17 protein-coding genes are annotated in these 18,933 nt (G+C 61.9%); 9 read left to right on the top strand and 8 right to left on the bottom strand.

The window, feature by feature from the left end; all coding sequences use genetic code 11:
* Nucleotides 1–494: 494 nt before the first annotated feature.
* The 4 genes from THIDRDRAFT_RS19140 to THIDRDRAFT_RS19125 form a co-directional block, all read right to left on the bottom strand.
* Nucleotides 495–1,232: a thioesterase II family protein gene (locus THIDRDRAFT_RS19140; protein ID WP_007042559.1), complete on the bottom strand. Its 738-nt coding sequence runs from the start codon at nt 1,230–1,232 to the stop codon at nt 495–497.
* Nucleotides 1,229–2,371 (bottom strand): prohibitin family protein, encoded by a 1,143-nt coding sequence (locus THIDRDRAFT_RS19135; RefSeq protein WP_007042558.1) that lies wholly within the window; start codon nt 2,369–2,371, stop codon nt 1,229–1,231. The genes THIDRDRAFT_RS19140 and THIDRDRAFT_RS19135 overlap by 4 nt, the downstream gene beginning before the upstream one ends.
* Nucleotides 2,359–4,083 (bottom strand): ATP-binding cassette domain-containing protein, encoded by a 1,725-nt coding sequence (locus tag THIDRDRAFT_RS19130; protein ID WP_007042557.1) that lies wholly within the window; start codon nt 4,081–4,083, stop codon nt 2,359–2,361. Before THIDRDRAFT_RS19130 ends, THIDRDRAFT_RS19135 begins: the two co-directional genes overlap by 13 nt.
* 411 nt (nt 4,084–4,494) lie before the next feature.
* Nucleotides 4,495–4,989 carry a DUF697 domain-containing protein gene (locus tag THIDRDRAFT_RS19125; RefSeq protein ID WP_007042555.1) on the bottom strand — a complete coding sequence of 165 codons (495 nt, stop codon included), beginning with the start codon at nt 4,987–4,989 and terminating at the stop codon, nt 4,495–4,497.
* 314 nt (nt 4,990–5,303) lie between these two features.
* Between THIDRDRAFT_RS19125 and THIDRDRAFT_RS19120 the strand changes: the two genes are divergently transcribed.
* Nucleotides 5,304–5,915, top strand: a complete 612-nt coding sequence (locus tag THIDRDRAFT_RS19120; RefSeq protein WP_216725658.1) for a 4'-phosphopantetheinyl transferase family protein — start codon at nt 5,304–5,306, stop codon at nt 5,913–5,915.
* 46 nt (nt 5,916–5,961) lie between these two features.
* Here THIDRDRAFT_RS19120 and THIDRDRAFT_RS19115 read toward each other — a convergent pair whose 3' ends face one another.
* Nucleotides 5,962–6,672 carry a class I SAM-dependent methyltransferase gene (locus THIDRDRAFT_RS19115; RefSeq protein WP_007042553.1) on the bottom strand — a complete coding sequence of 237 codons (711 nt, stop codon included), beginning with the start codon at nt 6,670–6,672 and terminating at the stop codon, nt 5,962–5,964.
* Nucleotides 6,673–6,961: 289 nt separating this feature from the next.
* On the opposite strand from THIDRDRAFT_RS19115, the gene THIDRDRAFT_RS19110 reads away from it, so the two are divergent.
* From THIDRDRAFT_RS19110 to THIDRDRAFT_RS19100, 3 genes are all read left to right on the top strand, one after another.
* Nucleotides 6,962–8,065 carry an efflux RND transporter periplasmic adaptor subunit gene (locus THIDRDRAFT_RS19110; protein WP_007042552.1) on the top strand — a complete coding sequence of 368 codons (1,104 nt, stop codon included), beginning with the start codon at nt 6,962–6,964 and terminating at the stop codon, nt 8,063–8,065.
* Nucleotides 8,066–8,070: 5 nt separating this feature from the next.
* Nucleotides 8,071–11,151: an efflux RND transporter permease subunit gene (locus tag THIDRDRAFT_RS19105; protein WP_007042551.1), complete on the top strand. Its 3,081-nt coding sequence runs from the start codon at nt 8,071–8,073 to the stop codon at nt 11,149–11,151.
* A gap of 169 nt (nt 11,152–11,320) precedes the next feature.
* The gene (locus THIDRDRAFT_RS19100; RefSeq protein ID WP_007042550.1) at nt 11,321–11,752 is read left to right on the top strand and encodes a phosphate-starvation-inducible protein PsiE; all 432 of its coding nucleotides are present in this window, start codon (nt 11,321–11,323) and stop codon (nt 11,750–11,752) included.
* A gap of 18 nt (nt 11,753–11,770) precedes the next feature.
* Here THIDRDRAFT_RS19100 and THIDRDRAFT_RS19095 read toward each other — a convergent pair whose 3' ends face one another.
* Nucleotides 11,771–12,679 (bottom strand): complex I NDUFA9 subunit family protein, encoded by a 909-nt coding sequence (locus THIDRDRAFT_RS19095; RefSeq protein ID WP_007042549.1) that lies wholly within the window; start codon nt 12,677–12,679, stop codon nt 11,771–11,773.
* A gap of 199 nt (nt 12,680–12,878) precedes the next feature.
* Between THIDRDRAFT_RS19095 and THIDRDRAFT_RS19090 the strand changes: the two genes are divergently transcribed.
* On the top strand, nt 12,879–13,676 hold the full coding sequence (locus THIDRDRAFT_RS19090; protein ID WP_007042548.1) for a sulfite exporter TauE/SafE family protein: 798 nt from the start codon (nt 12,879–12,881) through the stop codon (nt 13,674–13,676).
* Between the two features lie 118 nt (nt 13,677–13,794).
* Here THIDRDRAFT_RS19090 and THIDRDRAFT_RS25845 read toward each other — a convergent pair whose 3' ends face one another.
* Nucleotides 13,795–14,439, bottom strand: coding sequence for a hypothetical protein (locus THIDRDRAFT_RS25845; RefSeq protein WP_139058819.1), 645 nt, complete (start codon nt 14,437–14,439; stop codon nt 13,795–13,797).
* A gap of 65 nt (nt 14,440–14,504) precedes the next feature.
* Nucleotides 14,505–16,421 carry a transglycosylase SLT domain-containing protein gene (locus THIDRDRAFT_RS19075; protein WP_007042546.1) on the bottom strand — a complete coding sequence of 639 codons (1,917 nt, stop codon included), beginning with the start codon at nt 16,419–16,421 and terminating at the stop codon, nt 14,505–14,507.
* A 62-nt stretch (nt 16,422–16,483) separates the two neighbouring features.
* Here THIDRDRAFT_RS19075 and THIDRDRAFT_RS19070 point away from each other — a divergent pair, with 62 nt between their 5' ends.
* The 4 genes from THIDRDRAFT_RS19070 to THIDRDRAFT_RS19055 all read left to right on the top strand — a co-directional run bounded on the left by THIDRDRAFT_RS19070 (nt 16,484) and on the right by THIDRDRAFT_RS19055 (nt 18,930).
* Nucleotides 16,484–16,816 carry a hypothetical protein gene (locus THIDRDRAFT_RS19070; RefSeq protein WP_007042545.1) on the top strand — a complete coding sequence of 111 codons (333 nt, stop codon included), beginning with the start codon at nt 16,484–16,486 and terminating at the stop codon, nt 16,814–16,816.
* Nucleotides 16,817–16,912: 96 nt separating this feature from the next.
* Nucleotides 16,913–17,698 (top strand): AmmeMemoRadiSam system protein B, encoded by a 786-nt coding sequence (gene amrB, locus THIDRDRAFT_RS19065; RefSeq protein ID WP_007042544.1) that lies wholly within the window; start codon nt 16,913–16,915, stop codon nt 17,696–17,698.
* On the top strand, nt 17,685–18,293 hold the full coding sequence (gene amrA, locus THIDRDRAFT_RS19060) for an AmmeMemoRadiSam system protein A (protein WP_007042543.1): 609 nt from the start codon (nt 17,685–17,687) through the stop codon (nt 18,291–18,293). Before amrB ends, amrA begins: the two co-directional genes overlap by 14 nt.
* A 124-nt stretch (nt 18,294–18,417) precedes the next feature.
* Nucleotides 18,418–18,930, top strand: a complete 513-nt coding sequence (locus THIDRDRAFT_RS19055; RefSeq protein ID WP_216725657.1) for a prepilin-type N-terminal cleavage/methylation domain-containing protein — start codon at nt 18,418–18,420, stop codon at nt 18,928–18,930.
* Nucleotides 18,931–18,933: the final 3 nt, after the last annotated feature.

Raw genomic sequence — 18,933 nt, 5'->3', positions numbered from 1 at the left:
GATGTCGCGCACCCTGCGTGGGCCGCACGCAGCTCAGCCAGCTCTTCATCGCTCAGTCGGTAGTCGTTCATGCCTGGAGGATTACCATGGCGGGCAGACGGTTAACGAGGGAGCCTGAGCCGAAAATTCGTATGAAACGGGTATACAAAGGATGACTGGCTACAGGTCTGATATCGACCGAAACCCAACCATGACCGTCGCCCCCCAGTCTGACCCGATTGTATTCGTTCTGCAGCCATTTTTCTGCCTGCTCACACACACACCTGGCATCGTGTACGGGCTGTTGGGCGGCACGTTACTGAACCAAGCCCCGCAAAAAGTGTATTGCTGCGCAACAGAGGATGGGGCTTGGGGAGACGGACGCGGCGCTTGGGGAGTGACTTCCTGAGTTTCGCGAGCCTATGTACAGCCTGGCGAAACCCAGAAAACCACTCCAGTCCCCGACGGAGCGAAGACTGCTTCCGCCGAATCTAGGGGCATAAAATCGATGGCGATCAATAGGGTGCGATCTGCTCGTCAACCGCCGAGGTCTCAAGCACCCTGAGCAAACCTCGCTCAACAGTGGCGAGAACAGCCAGCGGCTGGTCACAGACAAAAAAATGCCCGTCGTCGATCAGAATCTGATCAAAGCTCACATCCGTAGCCTGCCGCCATTCGCTCATCGCCGAGGGGGTCGCAACCGAATCCTGGCGGCCGGATAGGACCACTAGCGGTACGGGCAGGGTCCTGCCCTCTTCGGGAGGTGAATAGGTTTCGACCAGGCGGAAATCCGCCCGCAGCACCGGCAGGAAGGTCTCCCAGAGTTCGGGATGCTGGTCGAAGGGGAATCGGTGCGGGTCGTATGCCCGCAGCTGCTCGCGCATGCCGGCCTCGTCGAGGCGATGCAATGGATGCGAGCGTTCGCGCCACGCGGGCAAGGTGGCCGAGACGAAGAGACAGACCGGCAGGGATCGACCCTCCAGGAAACGGCGCCGAGCGAGGGCGTAGGCGACGCAGCCGCCGAGCGAATGTCCGAACAGCGCGTAGGGGCGTCGCAGCGCATCCGGCAGGGTCGCCTCGAGCCAGTCGAGCATGGGATCCATCTCGCGAAACGGCGTCTCGTTGAATCGCGTCTCGCGTCCCGGGGGACAGACGGCATGGATACGGACACCCATCCGGGGAGCCTCCTTCTCCCAGGGCCGGAACACATTGGCTCCCCCTCCAGCATAGGGCAGACAAATCAAATCGATCATGGTCGATCTATCGCCGTACCCTGAGACTGGAGTGGCGGCGACCCAATGGAACGTCCTTCGGCATTCTGACCAGCCGTTACCAAGGGCAAGGTCTGTAGATCCCCTGTATCGAGATCGCCCCCATCGCGCTTCAAGGCCGGCTTGGACAGGGTTACCGCCCCTTCGCCCGTCTCCAGCAAGGACTGATCGGGTGGGTCCAAGGGACCGGGATCGATATCTGGCGACAGACGAGGCGCCATCGCTGGAGCGGACTCGGTCCTGGTGTCCAGAATCAATGGCAGACCGCTCGCCGCGTTGCCGATGACGACCACCTTGCTGTTATTGGATTCGGCCAGTTTGAGCGTCGCCTCGATACCGCGCCAGCGCAGATAGCTTTCCGAAATGGCCGGCGTCACGATTTCCTGAAACCGACGAATGCCCTGAGCCTCGATGGCCTTGCGCTCGCTCTCGAACCTTTCCCGCTCGGCACGATAGGCGTATTCCTTGACCTTCTGGGCCTGTTCGAGCTTTTTTTCGATCGCATCGCGCAATTGCGGCGGTAGCGTCACACGCTTGATCAAGACATCCTCGAGATTGATGAGATGATCGCTATCGGTGAGATCTTCAGCGCGGTGCGATCCAATACCGTTTGGATAGTTCGGAGAGACGACCCCTTGGAAAATCTGGTTCTGAACCAGGCCGCGCTCGACGCTGAAGAGCTTTTCCGCATCGTGCTCGGCAATCACCTCGCGGGCCACCGAGCCAACGACAGGCACCAGCAGTGTATTCAGATAATTCGGGCCGACAGACTGATTGAGGTCCACGATCCCGTCCTTTTCCGCACGCCAGCGAAAGGACAAGGTGATCTCCAGATGCAGGCCATCGTGCGACACCACCTCGTAGCGCTGATCGCTCGATTGCAGCCTGACGTCATAGGTGTAGAACTTGTCCCAAGGCAGGATGATGTGCAGACCCTCGGCCATCGGACCCAGTGATCGGCGTTCACCCGCCCAAAGACGGTGCCAAACGATGCTCGCATGTCCGACAGGCGTCGTGAAGATCATACGGTTCCAGAGGATGATCACGGCAAAGAAGATGATCAGGATGGTAAATGCCATCCCGTTGGTCAGGCGCCGCATTCGCTTCTTCACTGTCGCCATGCTTCGCTATCCTCGGTGATCCGTCCCTCGGCCATGTGCAATCGACGATCGCAGCAATCGAAATAGCTGTCGTCGTGCGTAACCGCCAATATCGTCAGGCCGTCCGCCTTCAAGCGGGGCAGAATCTCATGATAGAAGCGCTTGCGTGTCGACGGATCCTGATCCGCCGCCCATTCGTCGACGATAAGGATCTGGCGTTGCTCGGCGAGTGCCAACGCCAGCCCCACACGTTTCTTCTGGCCAGTCGACAAGGCATTGGCGTCGATGGAGCGGAGGTCGGCACCCAGCTTGTGGCGAATATCGAATTCGACCAGCCAGCGATCCAGCCGCTCCAGTCCGGCCTCGTCCAGGCCATAGGGATGTTGAAAGACATGAAAGTCTGAGAACACGCTTGCAAAAAGATTGCGATAGGATTGCGGAGGATACTGGGCAAGACGCAATCCATTCATCTGGATCACACCATCATGATGTGGATAGAGACCCGTGATAACCCGCAGCAGCGTCGTCTTTCCCGATCCATTGCCGCCGGTCACGAAAAGGATCTCGCCCTTTCGTAACGTCAAATCGATATCACGAATCGAAAACGCATTCTCACCCGCATGGGTATAGGAGACGCCATTGAGCCTCAATTCCTGGAATTCAGGAACACGGCCATTGGACTGATCGGCGTCGTGTCGATTGGCGAGCGCCTCGACCTGATCCTGAAACGCAGCGATCTCCGCGAGAGCGAAGCGAGCCGTGGTGACCTGCTGAAAGGTCTGCACGACGCTGCTGATCGGCCCCAGGAGGAAGATGACCGCAACGACGATACGCGAGATATCGCTCTGCTCGACCCCAGTGATCAAGGGCATGATGAAGACAACGGCCCCGGCCATCAGATAGGAGGCGGAGTTGCCGGTTGCCAGCATCGCAGCAAAATGGGCCGCCGCGTTGCTGCGGCCCATGGCCAGCTCTTCGGAACGCTCGATCATGTCGTTCTGGAAGGCCGCGCGCTTGTCGGGGTTGAGGCGGAGTTCCTTTTTGCCCCTCACCAGCCCTTCGGCCAGCTCGCGAAAGGCGTCCTCGGAGCGCACGGCCTGCGACATGTCCTCGTCGAGACGGGTCCGGCTTGCCAGAAAGCCAGCCACCGTGAGCACGACCACGGCGCTGGTCAGTGCCGCAGCCATGGGCGAGAGGACCACCAGGTAACCCGACATGAACACCAAGAGGACAACCCCTTCGGCACCAGCGACGATCGGGACCAGCGTCTGTGACAGCGTCCCATAGTGGGCACCGATCCCGTCGATGACGCTCCGCAGACCGAGCGTCTGTACATCTTCGAGCGACAGGCGCAGCACGTTTCGGGTCGTCGCCAAGCGACGCGCATGCAGGGCGAGTTCGATCTCCTGAGTCGCCTCGCGAATCAGATAATTCTGCGACCAACGGTAGACGACCAACAGAGCCAGGAAGGCAAATGCCATCAGATCCGAATAGCCGTGGTATTCGACTTCACGCGCCTCGGCATTGAGCAGCAAGAGCACCGTGGTCCCGCAGACCGCCGAAAGCAGCGCCACCAAGGAGAGGTTGAAGATGCCGCCATCGTCTAGGCAGCCGAACAATCCACTCCAGACACTGGGACGCCTGGCCTTGGCGTGAGCCCGCGTCTCACCGAACAGTGCCAGCAGACGGTCCCCAAGGGACAGAGAGCCTTCAACCTTATCGTCCTGACGCATGTGGTCGACCAGCTGTCCAGCTTGGATGGATCATGGAAGCGAATTTCAAACTGCTCGGCCTCTGTGTCGCCCCAGCATCCCGCACCAAGGGCCACGGCCCTGCAGTTGGTCGGTGATCTCTCGGGGAGTCAGTCGTTGAGCAAGGGTATGGTCGGCGACCCTGCGGAAAGCATCGAAGAGCGCCTGAGAGGTATCGGTTGCGGGCTTGAGGCGACATCGGCGGTCTCACACGGCCCTAGCCCTCCTTCGGGCGTGTGAGCAATACCACCAATGCCATGACCAGCGGGGATAAGATCAGCGAAAGAAGAAAGGTTCCGGAGAAGCCAATGACCCGATCCCTGCCCAAGAAACCAACATATACACAGAATGCAAGGTAGAGGATGACCAGGGCCAAAGACATCGTCCGGCCTTCTACTTGGACTTCGCGGCGCTGAACTCCTTCTTGAGGTCGTCCTTGACAGCCTCGACGCTAAAATCCCCGATCGAACCACCGCCTTCGAAGTGGCGTACGAAGATCTTGCCGATTGCGTAGGTCGCGGCAGCCGCGAAGGCAGCCAGCCCAGCACTGCCGATCAGGGTGCCCGACATGGGAACGATCTTCAGCGAAGAGCCCAGCAGGCTGGCGCTGATCGCGGCTGGCGCCAGGGTGCCGAGCAAGGCCGAGATCAGACCCTTCAGGGTTTCTTTGTCCGCATCGACACCATAGGCAGCCGCCAGACGGCGAACCATCTCGACCTGAACCGCGCCGATGGCGAGCAGATCGAGATAGGGAACGGGGACGACAGCCGCTGCGGCAGACCAGCTCACCGAGGAGGAAATAATCTTCGACACGCGGTCTTGGTGACTCTGACTCTCTTGCGTTTCAGTCTGGACATCTTCAGTGGTCGGATTCGCGGCGGTAACCATTGGCGGAACCTCTCGGCGGAATGACTGGGATGAATGAACTGAGCTGGGTCAGTCGGGAGTATAGCAGTGAGAATATTTTTGACGGCCTAATTCAGCTGTCTTTTCGTGTACAACAAAGACCGTCTAGTCCTGTAAAAACGGCCGCTGGCCGCCGTGCGGACCATGACATCGCCAAGACGCATGGCGTGTCCGAATAATATGATCTTATTTGTCTTTTCAACCCCATAAGCACACATTCTTTTTCGGCCATGCCCACACCGCCTAGTGCCCACGTCCTTGCACGCAGACTGACCGATGCCCTCGTCGACGGCAGAGTGGCTCTTGCGGCAACCGATCCGCGTCAACGTTACGACCTCTTCCACCTCGAGCATGCGGCCGTCCGCCATGCGGTTCCCAAACGGGTGAATGAGTTCTCCGCTGGACGTGCTGCAGCCCGTTGTGCGCTCTCGGAACTCGGCGTTCCGGAGACCGAGATCCCGATGGACTCCGACCGCTCGCCGATCTGGCCCCTCGGTACTCGCGGCTCCATTACGCATTCCTCGGATATCTGCCTGGCAGCCGTTGCATGGGATTCCGACATCCGTTTACTTGGACTCGACGTCGAACCGGACCTACCGCTTGGGAGCGATCTCGTGCCCATGGTCTGCACGGATGCAGAGCGGGCCTGGTTGGACACCCACGCCATGCCTAACCGTTACGCCAAGCTGATCTTCAGCGCCAAGGAATCGGTCTACAAGGCCCAATACCCCTACAGTCGAACCCTCTTCGGCTTCGAGACACTCGATGTGGAGTTGGACCTCGCTCGCGACCGATTCAGTGCCATCTTCCGCGAAGAGATCCCAGGATTCCCCTTGGGGACCAAGATCGCGGGGCGCTTCCTGATCGGTCACGGATTGATCGTGACGGCGGTTGTTGAACCGATCTGATGGAGATCGCCTCGCCCGGACCGTAAGAGGGAGCCTGGGGGACGTATCAATCGATCCGGCGCAGCAGATCCACCCGGTGCGGCTTTAGGAAACGTGCGCCCTCGGGGGTGAGGTGCCGCTCGAAGGCGACTCGCACCTCGGCGATCCGAGCCTCATCGAGATTGAAATCGCTGTGTGTGACCTGAAGGAAGCGAGCGGCGAAGGTATCCCAGTTCTCGTAAACGCCCTCGGCCTCGTAAAAGACTTCCCGCTCCGAGGCAAAGAGCCCCTGCTCGACCGCGCCCGTCAAGGCCCCAAACGCCGCCTCCCGAACCTCACGCTCGTCGTTGATCAATCGCATCAACCGATTGAACTCGCCGGTATAAACGGGTTCTGTAACATAAAGCAGCCCACCCGGAACCAGCACCCGATGAATCTCGGCAAGCGCCTGCGCCATGAGCGCGCGAGGAACGTGATGCAGCGATTTGAACATGAACACCAGGTCGTAGCTGCCATCCGGATCGGCGATCGCCTCGGCCCCACCGTAACGGAAGGTCACGGTGGGAAGATCCGCGACGGCCAAATTCTTTTCGAGCTGAACGCGGTCCACCTCGGTCGCCGTGATCTCGCCGGCCCCGAATCGGGTGGCAAGCATCCGAGTCATCCAGGCCGCGCCGCATCCCAGCTCCAGAATCCGACGTCCATGCACATCCACCAGTTCTTCCATGACATCCGCCTCATCGCAGCGGCGATAGGCCATCGGGTCGTTGATTCGCATCACAGGCATCTCCAGTCGTTCGAAAGCAGTCGATGTCCCCGCCGTGGTCACCGTCATACGTTCAACCAAGACAGCCCGCGAGTCGAGGTCTTATACTGTGACCTCTTTTTCGCAGGGATCAGCGGCTTGGTCACCCACGCCACGCAGGCTCATGACGAGAACTCGGACAGTGTCCCACTATTCGCATTTCGCGTCCGCTCACCGAGACTCTCGCCGACTCGGTATCGAGCCTGGGCAAGTCAACCCGTCCACTCCCATTTTTCCCCGCACACAGAGGCATTGAGCACGCATGTTTGCCCGGCTCTCGCTCGTTCTGATTCTTTTGGCCGCGCTCGTCGGCGGTCTGGCCTTTCTGAAATACACCCAGATCCAGAAACAGATGGCCCAATTCTCGACGCCGAGGCCACCCTCAACGGTATCCGCTGCGACGGTCGTGGCCAAGACCTGGGAGCCGACCCTGAGCGCCGTCGGCACGGTGAAGGCCATGCAGGGAGTCTCAGTCAATAACGAGGTCGCCGGGCAGGTCAAATCGATCCTGTTCGCGTCCGGCGCCGAGGTCGAGAAAGGCGAACTATTGGTTCAGCTCGACGACGATGTCGACCGGGCCGACCTGGAGGGATTGGTCGCCGCCGCACACCTCGCCGAGATCAAGCTGAAGCGCAACAGCAGACTGCTCCGCGACCGCGCCGTGGCCCAGGGCGACGTGGACGAAAGCACTGCGCAGCTCGACCAGGCGCGGGCACTCGTCAAGGCCAAGCAGGCGATCATCGACCAGAAGCAGATCCGTGCACCCTTCGACGGTCAGCTCGGCATTCGTCAGATCGACCTCGGAGAGTATCTCGCGGAGGGATCGGCGATCGTCTCGCTGGTGGCGCTCAATGTCGTCTATGTCGACTACGCACTGCCCGAGCGCGACCTGCCGCAACTCGCGCTCGGACAATCGGTACGCATCCAGGTCGCCGCCCACCCCGACCGCGTCTTCACGGGTCGCATCGAGGCGATCAGCCCCAGCCTCGACAAGGCGACGCGCAACATCTCGATCCGGGCGCGATTCGATAACCAGGAGCATCTGCTGCGCCCAGGGATGTTCGCCCGCACCACCACGGTACTGCCAGTCGAGAAACGCACGCTCGTGATCCCGCGCCAGGCCGTGGCCTTCAACACCTACGGCGACTCGGTCTTCCTGATCCGAGAGACCGACGGCAAGCTCAAGGTACAGCGTCGCCAAATCCGTACCGGCGCGGTCCGCGACGACGAGGTCGTGGTCCTCGACGGACTCGCCGAGGGCGACCGCGTCGTCTCGGCCGGTCAGGTCAAGCTGACCAATGACCAGGAGATCGCGATCCAAGACGAAACCGCGCCCAACGCGGCCGATCAGCCCCAGCAGCCGTAACCGCCATGAAATTCACTGACATCTTCGTCCATCGCCCCGTGCTGGCGAGCGTGGTGAGCCTGCTGATCCTGGTACTCGGCATTCGCTCCTTCCTCGACCTGGAGGTTCGCCAGTATCCCGAAACCAAGAACACGGTCGTCAGCGTCACCACGGCCTATCCCGGTGCGAGCAGCGACCTGGTCCAGGGCTTCATCACCCAGCCGCTGCAACAGGCGATCGCCGAAGCCGACGGCATCGATTTCCTATCCTCCACCAGCTCGGCGGGCGTTTCGGTCATCGAGGCCAACATGCGCCTCAACTACGACCCCAACGCCGCCGTCGCCGAGATCCAGGCCAAGGTCGCCAGCCAGCTCAACGTCCTGCCCGAGGCCGCCCAGAACCCGGTGATCGATTCGACCACGGGCGATAGCACGGCGCTCATGTACCTGGCCTTCTACAGCGAGGAGATGGAGCTGCCCCAGATCACGGACTATCTGATCCGCGTGGTCCAGCCCCAATTGCAGGCGGCTCAGGGCGTGGCCAAGGCCGAACTGTTCGGCAACAAGACCTATGCCATGCGCATCTGGCTGGACCCGGCGCGGATGGCCGCGCACGAAGTGACCGGGCAGGAGGTCGCCGAGGTTCTGCAGACCAACAATTATCTGGCGGGCCTCGGACATACCCAGGGCAACATGGTCCAGATCGATCTCTCGGCGACGACCGACATCAGTAAGGCCGACGATTTCCGTCGATTGGTGATCCGCGAGCAAGGCGGTGCGCTGGTGCGGCTGGAGGACATCGCCGACATCGAGTTGGGCGCCGCCGATTACGACTCGACCACACTCTACAAGAGCATCCCTGCCATCTTCATCGGCATCGAGCCGGCCCCGGGGTCCAACCCGCTCGATGTGGCCGAACGTGTTCACGACCTCATGCCCACACTGGAGGCCGGCTTCCCCGAGGGGTTGAAGGCCTCCATCGCCTACGACGCCAGCGAGTTCATCCAGCAATCCATCGATGAGGTCTTCAAGACGCTCGCCGAAGCGGTGCTGATCGTGCTGCTGGTCATCTTCCTCTCGCTCGGCTCGCTACGCGCGGCGCTCATCCCCTCGGTCGCGGTGCCGCTGTCGATCATCGGTGCCGGGTTCCTGATGCTGCTGATGGGCTTCTCCATCAACCTGCTGACCCTGCTGGCCATGGTGCTGGCGATCGGCCTGGTGGTGGACGATGCCATCGTGGTGGTGGAAAACGTGCACCGCCATCTGGAGATGGGCAAATCCAAGCGCGAGGCGGCGATCGATGCGGCTCGCGAACTGGCACTGCCCATCATCGCCATGACCACCACGCTGATCGCGGTCTATGCCCCGATCGGCTTCATGGGCGGTCTGGTGGGATCGCTCTTCATCGAGTTCGCTTTCACCCTCGCCGGGGCCGTGCTGGTCTCGGGAATCGTCGCGCTCACACTTTCGCCCATGCTCTCGGCCGCAGCGCTGCGCGGCAGCGGTCAGCAGGGGCGTTTCGAACAGACGGTCGAGCGCTTCTTCCATGGGTTGTCCAGCGGCTATCGGCGCCTGCTCCACAGTTGGCTCAAATTTCCCAGCGCCACGATCCTGGTGGCGATCGTCGTGCTGCTGGCCATCTATGGCATGTACACCATGACCCAGAAGGAGCTCGCCCCGACCGAGGACCAGAGCATCCTCTTCTTCATGGCGACCTCACCGCAAACCGCCACCATCGATTACAACCAGCGTTACGTCGGTCAGATGCGGCCGATTTTCGAGTCCTTCCCGGAATACAACGAGAGCTTCATCCTGATCGGATTCGGCGACTCGACCACGACCTTCGGTGGCTTCAAGATGCGGCCGTCCGACCAGCGCAGCCGCTCACAGATGGAGGTCCAGCCCCATCTGCAGGGGGCACTGTCCCAAATCACGGGACTCGACACGGTGGTCTTTCCCCTGCCAAGCCTGCCGACGCCCGGAAGCGGCATGCCGATCGAGTTCGTCATCCTGTCCGATCGCAGCTTCAATGAGCTCTCGGAGCTTTCGGACCAGCTGCTCGGCAAGGCGATGGGAAGCGGAAAATTCATGTTCCTGATGAAGGACGTCAAGATGGAGCGCCCCCGGACACTGCTGAATGTGAACCGCGACCTGGCGGGCGACCTCGGCATCGACATGCGGACACTGGGCAACAGCCTCTCCTCCATGCTCAACGGCGATTACGTCAACTGGTTCAGTATGGAGGGACGCAGCTACAAGGTGATCCCGCAGGTGAAGCAGGACTATCGCGGCGATATCAAACGGGTGCTGGACTATCAGATCCGCACCGCCAGCGGCGATCTGGTCCCGCTCAGCGCACTGATCGACACCAACGATCTGGTCGAACCCTCCAAGCGCACCCAGTTCCAGCAGCTCAACGCGTTGACCCTCTCGGGCGTCATGATGCCCGGCATGACCCTTGGCGACGCCCTGGGCTATCTGGAGCAGGAGGCCAGGGACATCTTTCCACGCGGCACACGCATCGACTACAAGGGCGAGTCGCGCCAATATAAGACCGAGGGGTCTGCCCTGGAGGTGACCTTCTTCCTCTCGATCCTGGTCATCTATCTGGTGCTCGCCGCCCAGTTCGAGAGCTGGCGCGATCCCTTCGTCATCCTCATGTCGGTGCCGCTCTCCATCGCCGGGGCCATGGCCTTCCTCTTCCTAGGGCTGGCGAGCGTCAACATCTACACCCAGGTCGGGCTCATCACCCTCATCGGACTCATCGCCAAAAACGGCATTCTCATCGTCGAGTTCGCCAATCAGCTGCGTGAGAAGGAAGGGCTGACCAAGCACGAGGCGATCGAGCAGGCCTCGGAGACCCGGCTGCGTCCCATCCTCATGACCACGGTCGCCATGCTGGTGGCCATGGTACCGCTCCTGACTGCGAGCGGCCCTGGAGCCGTGAGCCGCTTCGACATCGGTCTGGTGATCATCACCGGGCTCGGTATCGGCACCATCTTCACGCTCTTCGTGGTCCCGGCCTTCTATCTGCTGCTCTCGCCAAACCAGCAGCGGGCGACGAACGCGATCGAAAAGGAAAACCCGACGCTCCGCCCCCAGGAGTAGAAATAAAGGCATGGATGCCGCCCGATGACATCGTCGAGCCCGGGCGGGATCAGAAAGCAATGGACAGGACACTTCAGGATCGACAGGATGGCTCAAGCATCCGAGATTCGATCCTGTTTATCCTGTCTAACGAGCCATCGTCCCTAAAGCAACGACGAGGAGCCGCGCGATGACATCACGAACCCGAATCGACCGCTGGCTGTCCATTCTCTTCCATTACATCGAGAAGTTCGTCCTGGTCATCGTCGGCGGTCTGGCGCTCGTCGGTATCGGACAGCTCATGTTCGGGATCTACCAGCATGACGAGGTCAAGCTCGAAGACCTCTTGCTCATGTTCATCTTCATCGAGATCATGGCGATGGCGAACGTCTATTTCGTCCGCCGTGCCGTGCCCTTCACCTACCCCATGTTCATCGCCGTGACCGCGCTCTCCCGGCTCATCGTGCTGCAGGGCAAGAACATCGCCCCCGAGAACCTACTCTACGAAAGCGGCGCCATCGTGCTGGTGAGCATCGCCATCCTCATCATCCGCTTCAGCCGCGCCTTCAGCGACGACACGGCAGAAGAAGTCGAAGCCGGCGAGGACCCGCACGACCCATGATCCCGCGCCCCTTGTCCGTCATTTGAGATAACCGGGCACCACCGCATCGATATCGGTCGCCGTCAATCCGAGCTCGGCCAGGCCCTGGGTGCGGCAGACGCTATCCACCTGGAGCGAGAGATAGTTATCCAGGGTAAAGGGCTTGCCGGGCAGGACCTGGAAGACCTTGGCCTGAAGCTGGGCCGCGCGATCGCTCAACGGAATCACTCGAACCGGGCGGCCGATCTGCTCGCCGGTATAGACGACCAGATCGCGAAGCGAAAAGACGCGCGGACCACAGAGCTCATAGGCTTTTCCGTGGGTGGCCGAGTCGCCAAGCGATTTGACCATGGCCTCAATCACGTCACCAACATAGACGGGAGCGAATCTGGATTCGGCACAGGCCAAGGGAAAGGGTCCGGGCAACAGGTGCAGAAGACGTGCGAAACGATTGAAGAAGCTATCGCCGCGTCCGAAGATCACCGAGGGTCGAAAACTCGTGACGGCCAGGCCGCGAGCGGCGGCGGCATGCGCCATGGCCTCGCCGCGACCCTTGGTGCGCAGATACTCGCTTGGTCCTTTCTCGGCATCGGCATTGAGTGCGCTCATCTGCAGAAAGCGACCGACACCGGCATCGAGGGCGGCCTGGGTCGCGTGCTCGACGAGCCTGACGTGCGACGCCTCGAAACCGCGCCCCGAGCCCGGATTGAGAATTCCGACCAGATTGATCAGGGCATCGCACCCCTCCATCGACCGCGCCAGACCCTCGTGCGACCAGTCCCGAAGCTCGACGATCTCGCAGTTCGGAATCAGGCGCAGCGCCCGAAAACGATGGGGGTGCGCCGTTGCGACCCGAGACCGGATGCCGGCGCGCGATAGACGGTTCAACAGGTGTTGACCGACGAAGCCGGTCCCGCCAAGAACAAAGACACGATTCTTGTAATTCATTGGATTCTGTTATCGATGGATGCTGTTTTCGATCGCCTATTTCATCCATCAGATGGACACCCGACCAGCTTAGTAACACCCGACCGGCCTAGGGACACCCCCAGATGAGGCTTTCGATTGCGAAGTGTCGCGTATTATAGCCACCAGCTCGCAAACCACCCTCATCAGTCCGCCCCTAAGACTCGATAGACTCTGAAACATGTCACCCATCGAACTTGCCGCTTACATTCTCATCGGCGCATTCTCCGGGCTCCTCGCCGGCCTTTTCGGAGTCGGCGGCGGTGCCGTCATCGTTCCGGCGCTGATCCTCGTCTTCGGCCATATCGCCATCGGCGGCGATTGGGTCCCGCATCTTGCCGTCGGCACCTCGCTTGCAACCATTATCGGCACCGGAGCAGCCTCGGCACGCGCCCACCATCGGCGTGGAGGCGTCCGTTGGGAGCTCTTCGCCAAACTGGTTCCCGGGATCGTAATCGGCGTCTGGATCGGCGCGGCGGTGGTTTCCTGGATTCCTGCCGATTGGCTCAAACGGCTCTTCGCCGTTTTTCTCGCCCTGGTGGGAAGCCGCATGCTGCTGAGCCAATCGCAAAACGCTCAGACCCGCCCAATGCCCGGCATGCCCGGACTCCTGGCCGCCGGAGGCGGCATCGGTCTGTTCTCATCGCTGGTCGGCATCGGCGGAGGAACCCTGACCGTCCCCTTCCTGAGCAGCCGGGGGATCGACATGCGTCAGGCGGTCGGTACCTCGGCGGCCTGCGGCCTACCGATCGCCATCGCCGGGGCCATTGGGTTCGTCCTGGCCGGATGGGGACGCGAGGGACTGCCGCCTCTGGCCACCGGATTCGTCTATTGGCCGGCGGTCCTTGGGATGCTGATCGCCAGCATGCCCACAGCCCCATTGGGGGCGCGACTGGCCCATCGCCTCCCGGTCAAGACGCTGAAACGGCTGTTCGGCGTGCTGTTGCTGCTGATCGCGACGGACCTCGCCTTCGGATAAGGCAGCTACCAGCTACCAGCTACCAGCTACCAGCTACCAGCTACCAGCTACCAGCTACCAGCTACCAGCTACCAGCTACCAGCATAAGGATAGCGGCTGGCGGCTGGCGGCTGGATATTCAATGCCCAAGCAGCAAACGCCGATAGAGGAAGACCTGGCCGCTCGGATCGCGTAGCGCCAAGCGGCCCTGGTCGAGCGCGTACTCGAAGGTCTGAGTAAAATTCTGCTGCCGGTTGGTCAGCTCGACGCGCCCGTCGAGAACGCGGATATCGCCGTCGATATGCGCGTTGCAGACGGCATAGATCCGATATAGGGCTCCCTGCACGATCAGGAGCCCGCCCTGATTGTCCTCCCACACGCCCTCAAGGGGGCCAGGCGTCCAATTCGAGCCAGTCGGTTGTTCAGACGGCATCATGCCCTGATAGGCCCGACCCGCCATCTGCGTCATGTTGGCCGCAGCGCCCTGCGCCGGATTGCCGCTCATGGGCCAGGAACCAAATGCCGACGGCCATCCATCGACGCTAGGCGGCGCCGGGTAGCCAGGTGATCGAGCCCCACTAGCCGCACCGTTGAACCCCATGCTTTCCATCATGCGCGCGATGGCATGGGCCATTGCCTGCGCTGGCGTCTCTTCCGCCACCGCCCAGCCGGTCGCACCGAGCCCAAGAAGACAGGACAAGAGCAGATGGGGCCTTAACCACTGGGCGAGACGCGGGATGATCATCGGGATGGGACCAGAAAGCGAGATATCGGAGGAGCGCATCGATCGCCCATCGGACGCGAGCGCGGAGGACGAAGTTTAGCAGATGGGACCGGGATCCCGATCATTCAGCGGCTGGAGTCGCGCCGAAACGCGACGCCGGGTATTGGCCTCAGGAGGTCGCTCGCGCGCCTGATGTCGAGGCCCAGACGGGCGGCATAGATGATCCGGTAGGTGAGCACGCGCTCGACATAGCCTCGTGTCTCGGCGAATGGGATCTCCATGATCCAAAGGTCGGCGTCCATGCAAGACTCCGGCAGCCACTGGCTGACACGCCGAGGTCCGGCATTGTAGGCCGCCGTCGCCAGGGCCGGATGACCGAAACGATCGCGCATCTGGCTCAGATAGGTACTGCCCAGGACGATGTTGAGAGACGGATCGACGAGATCCCAGCGCGAGGGCGCGTCCAACTCCAGCGAGGCGGCGACTTCACGCGCCGTCTCCGGCATCAACTGCATCAGCCCGATCGCACCGACCGGAGAGGCCACTGTTCGGGCGAAGACGCTCTCTTGGCGCAAAATGGCGAAGATCCAGTCCGGCTCGATGCCGACCTGCCAGGACTGATCCATCACCTCCTCGCGGTATTCGAGCGGAAAGCGCAATTCCAGATCGTCCCAGTATCCGGTTCGGGCGAGCGTGAAGACGGCCTGGTCGTGCCAGCGCCTGACGTCGGCGATGAAGGACGCGGCCATGAGATCCGCGTCGTCCATGTCCGCCGTGAGGGTACGCCATTCGCGGCGAATATCGGTCTCGCGACCGAGCCGCTCCAGTTCGCTGATCCGTCGATAGGCCGGGCTCAGAAGAATGCGACGGATGCGCTCCGGCTCGGCCGGCGTCGGTCGGTGCGACAGATTGTAGGTCGCCCCGACCCGATCGGCGGCCAGGAATCCCCAGAGACTGCGCTGGCGCGCCGCCTGACGGAAGCCGGCCAAGGCCGCCTCCGTGCGCCCGAGCTGTTCGTCCGCACGCGCCTGCCAATAGAGCCAGCGATCGCGCTTGATCTCGCTGTCCGGCATGCGCGAAACCCATTTGGCCAACCAGTCCCAGGCTCTCAGAGCGACGGCGGCACGCAGTCGCGCTTCCTGCTGGGATAGATTGGACGTCGTGGCAACGAGGTGGTCCCAATAGAGAAGCCCTAGCCGATCCCCTTGGCTGGCGAGCGCGCGCCCGACAGCAGCATAGGCCGAAGCGGCCGGCGCTGGATCGGCGTCGAGCAACGCGCGCCAGCGATCGATCGCCCGTGCCGCATCGCGCGGCGAGGATTTCACCAAGCGCAGAATGCCCTGGACCAGAATGGGAACCGAAGATGCGCGCTCGGTCGGACTCCAGGCGGGATCCAGAATCCGACGCGGATCGCGATCGACCTCCAACCATTGCTGCGGCCATGCCTGTTCCGCGTCTGGCAAGAATCCACCGAGATAGCGCACCAGGCCGCGACTCCCGGCCCCCATCGCCAGAGTCAAACGCCCTCGAATGCGTTCTGGGGTCAGCCAACCCGCGTCGCGCCAGGCAGCGAAGACGGGGTCGCACTCGGATGGACGCGACTCGCCGAAGCCCCAGAGCCGGTCGATCTCGGAGCGGGTCTGCGCCATCCGCCCGGTCTCGACGAGTGCGCGCAGATAGAGACACTGGCGCGCCACGGAGTCCTCGGACCGATAGACCCGAGCATAGTCCGACCAGCGCTCGGCCTTAGCCAGCCGTGCCAGATAGGCGCGACGCAGCCGCTCGGCCAACTGGGTGTCCGGATACGCATGCAAGAAGGATTCGATGTCCGCATCCGAGGCGTCATCGAGATCGCGCGTGAGCTCGGCGAAACGCAGATAGGGATAGAGCGGATAGGTCTTGAGCGTATCGGACAGACGCGCGAACTCGACCCGATCGCCACGCTTCAGGGCCGACTCGGCGGCGAGGAAATCCTGGCGCTGATCGGCACGCGCCAACCCGACGACGAAGATCGAGACGCAAGCCAGCACAAGGGGTAGCATGTCAAGGCTTCGAAGACTCACAGCAATATCAAGACTCAGGCTAAGACAGGAGGGTTTGCCCCATGCGAACGACCATTATCGCACTCGTTTTTCTTTTAGTCGGCGCAGCCGTCGGCGGTGTGCTCGCGATCGGGTTCGGTGCCGGCATGGGAGCGGCTGGCGGTCTGGTGATGGGCGCCCAGGCCGGTGTCTGCCTCGCTGCGGACACGGCCAAAAAACAAGGCTTGGGCGATCCTGACGCGTTGAACGCGATCATCATGCAGTCGATCGCCGCTATCCGGGCCAAGGCGGCCGCCGTTCCCAACGAGGCCGGAATGGAGTGGATCAAGGATGCGGACGGTTGCGCAACCCTGCTGGAGAAATTCTCGGACGGCCCCAAACCAAGACCCGAATGATCGGGTCCTGCGATATCCGACATCGCCACGCATAATAGAATCCCAGAGGACCAACCGAGCGCATCGATCACAGAGTCCAAGCAGGAGGCGAAATCCATGTCTCAGATTCGGCAACCTGCGGTGGCCAACCGCTTCTATCCAGGTAACGCCCAAGAGTTGGGCGTCATGCTGGACCTGTATCTGTCCAGCGACCGAACCGGCGCCCAGCCACCAAAGGCGTTGATCGCTCCGCACGCGGGCTACGTCTACTCCGGCCCCATCGCAGCCAGCGCCTACGCGACGCTCGCACCTGTCCGTGATGCCATACGGCGCGTCGTGCTCCTGGGTCCGAGCCATCGCCTGCCCTTTCAGGGGCTGGCGGCCAGCATGGCAAGCGATTTCGCGACACCTCTCGGTCTCGTTCGACTTGATCGCGCGGCGATCGAATCGGCACTGAAGCTACCCCAGGTCCAACCGCTGGAGTCCGCCCACACCTTCGAGCACAGCCTGGAGGTCCAGCTCCCCTTCCTGCAACGGGCGCTCGGTGATTTCAAGCTGGTGCCCTTCGTGGTCGGTGAGGCAACCCCCGAGTCGGTCGCCGAGGTGCTGGACGCTCTTTGGGGCGGCCCCGAGACCCTGATCCTCATCAGCTCGGACCTGAGCCATTATCTGGATTACGAGACCGCAAACCGCCTGGACCGCCAGACGTCGACCGCGATCGAAACGCTCGATCCGAACGGGATCGGCCCCGACCAGGCCTGCGGCCATTATCCGTTGCGGGGTCTTCTCACCCTCGCCAAGCGACGCGGACTCCAGGCCGAAACCCTGGATCTACGCAACTCGGGCGATACGGCCGGCTCTCGCGACCAGGTGGTGGGATATGGCGCCTATGCACTCCACTGATCCACAGACACCCGAAGGCGAATCGAACCGCTACGACGCCGACCTGCGGATGTCACTGCTCGGGGTCGCTGCGCGCTCCATCGCCCATGGATTGGAACAAGGTGTCGTGCTACGCCCCGACCCGGAAGCCTATCCCGAGGCATTGCGCGAAACGCGCGCCACCTTCGTCACGCTGCAGATCGAGGGGGATCTACGCGGCTGCATCGGGGTGCTGGAGGCGCGTCGTCCGCTGGTCGTCGACGTGGCCCACAACGCCTTCGCCGCGGCCTTCGAAGATCCGCGCTTTCCCCGTCTGCGCCCCAGTGAGTTCGCCCAACTGGAGCTCCACATCTCCGTTCTGACGCCGCCCGAACCGCTCGCATTCGACTCCGAGCACGACCTGCTGCGCCGAATCCGGCCCGGTCGCGACGGGCTCATCCTGACGGCCGGTGCCCATCGCGGGACGTTTCTGCCCTCGGTCTGGGAGCAGCTTCCCGACCCCGTCGATTTTCTCGCACATCTCAAACGCAAGGCCGGACTGCCGCTCGGATACTGGTCGACCGACATCCAGGTCTCACGCTACGGCACCGAATCCTTCGGAGGGGCCGCGACTTGAAACTCAGCCGTCTCGCGTCCCGGGAGTAGCCTAAAACCGCATGCTGGATCTGCGAACAACGCCCCACCGGCACACCGCAACCAAGGGTTACAGTGCCGCACACTCATACCCCGGCAGTCACCTGATGCAAGACGGCTCACGACACATGGTGTTCCTGCGACGCCTGATCGAATCACTCCTCCGTGCACGCAGCCGTGGTTTCACACTGGTTGAGCTGATGCTCTCCATTCTGATCGCCGCCATCCTGGCCTCCATTGCCATGGGCTCCTACTCGCACCTGATGCAGAAGACGGAACTCGAACAGGCCAAATCGGACATGGTGCAGATCGAGTCGGCCATGGAGCGCTTCTACGTCGTCAATCAACGCTATCCAGACGACCTCGCCGAACTCGGTGGCGGATTCGACAGCCTGCTCGACCCCTGGGGCAATCCATACCAATATCTCAATATCGCCAAGACCAAGGGAAAGGGAAAGCTCCGCAAGGATCACAACCTGGTCCCGATCAACACCGACTACGACCTCTACAGCATGGGCGCGGACGGTCGCAGCACCTCTCCGCTGACCGCCAAGATCAGCCAGGACGACATCGTGCGAGCCAACAACGGCGGATATTTGGGATTGGCCTCGGATTACTGATCA

It is taken from the genome of Thiorhodococcus drewsii AZ1 (assembly GCF_000224065.1).
Lineage (GTDB): Bacteria > Pseudomonadota > Gammaproteobacteria > Chromatiales > Chromatiaceae > Imhoffiella > Imhoffiella drewsii.
This window is presented reverse-complemented; position numbering and strand designations above follow the sequence as displayed.

Bases quoted from the DNA above. Each gene is read 5' to 3' on its own strand.
- THIDRDRAFT_RS19070 (WP_007042545.1), top strand. From the start codon at position 16,484: ATGCGAACGACCATTATCGCACTCGTTTTTCTTTTAGTCGGCGCAGCC.
- amrA (WP_007042543.1), top strand. From the start codon at position 17,685: ATGCACTCCACTGATCCACAGACACCCGAAGGCGAATCGAACCGCTAC.
- THIDRDRAFT_RS19075 (WP_007042546.1), bottom strand. From the start codon at position 16,421: ATGCTACCCCTTGTGCTGGCTTGCGTCTCGATCTTCGTCGTCGGGTTG.
- THIDRDRAFT_RS19115 (WP_007042553.1), bottom strand. From the start codon at position 6,672: ATGCGAATCAACGACCCGATGGCCTATCGCCGCTGCGATGAGGCGGAT.
- THIDRDRAFT_RS19140 (WP_007042559.1), bottom strand. From the start codon at position 1,232: ATGATCGATTTGATTTGTCTGCCCTATGCTGGAGGGGGAGCCAATGTG.
- THIDRDRAFT_RS25845 (WP_139058819.1), bottom strand. From the start codon at position 14,439: ATGCGCTCCTCCGATATCTCGCTTTCTGGTCCCATCCCGATGATCATC.
- THIDRDRAFT_RS19090 (WP_007042548.1), top strand. From the start codon at position 12,879: ATGTCACCCATCGAACTTGCCGCTTACATTCTCATCGGCGCATTCTCC.
- THIDRDRAFT_RS19110 (WP_007042552.1), top strand. From the start codon at position 6,962: ATGTTTGCCCGGCTCTCGCTCGTTCTGATTCTTTTGGCCGCGCTCGTC.
- THIDRDRAFT_RS19125 (WP_007042555.1), bottom strand. From the start codon at position 4,989: ATGGTTACCGCCGCGAATCCGACCACTGAAGATGTCCAGACTGAAACG.
- THIDRDRAFT_RS19135 (WP_007042558.1), bottom strand. From the start codon at position 2,371: ATGGCGACAGTGAAGAAGCGAATGCGGCGCCTGACCAACGGGATGGCA.
- THIDRDRAFT_RS19055 (WP_216725657.1), top strand. From the start codon at position 18,418: ATGCAAGACGGCTCACGACACATGGTGTTCCTGCGACGCCTGATCGAA.
- THIDRDRAFT_RS19095 (WP_007042549.1), bottom strand. From the start codon at position 12,679: ATGAATTACAAGAATCGTGTCTTTGTTCTTGGCGGGACCGGCTTCGTC.
- THIDRDRAFT_RS19105 (WP_007042551.1), top strand. From the start codon at position 8,071: ATGAAATTCACTGACATCTTCGTCCATCGCCCCGTGCTGGCGAGCGTG.
- THIDRDRAFT_RS19130 (WP_007042557.1), bottom strand. From the start codon at position 4,083: ATGCGTCAGGACGATAAGGTTGAAGGCTCTCTGTCCCTTGGGGACCGT.
- amrB (WP_007042544.1), top strand. From the start codon at position 16,913: ATGTCTCAGATTCGGCAACCTGCGGTGGCCAACCGCTTCTATCCAGGT.
- THIDRDRAFT_RS19100 (WP_007042550.1), top strand. From the start codon at position 11,321: ATGACATCACGAACCCGAATCGACCGCTGGCTGTCCATTCTCTTCCAT.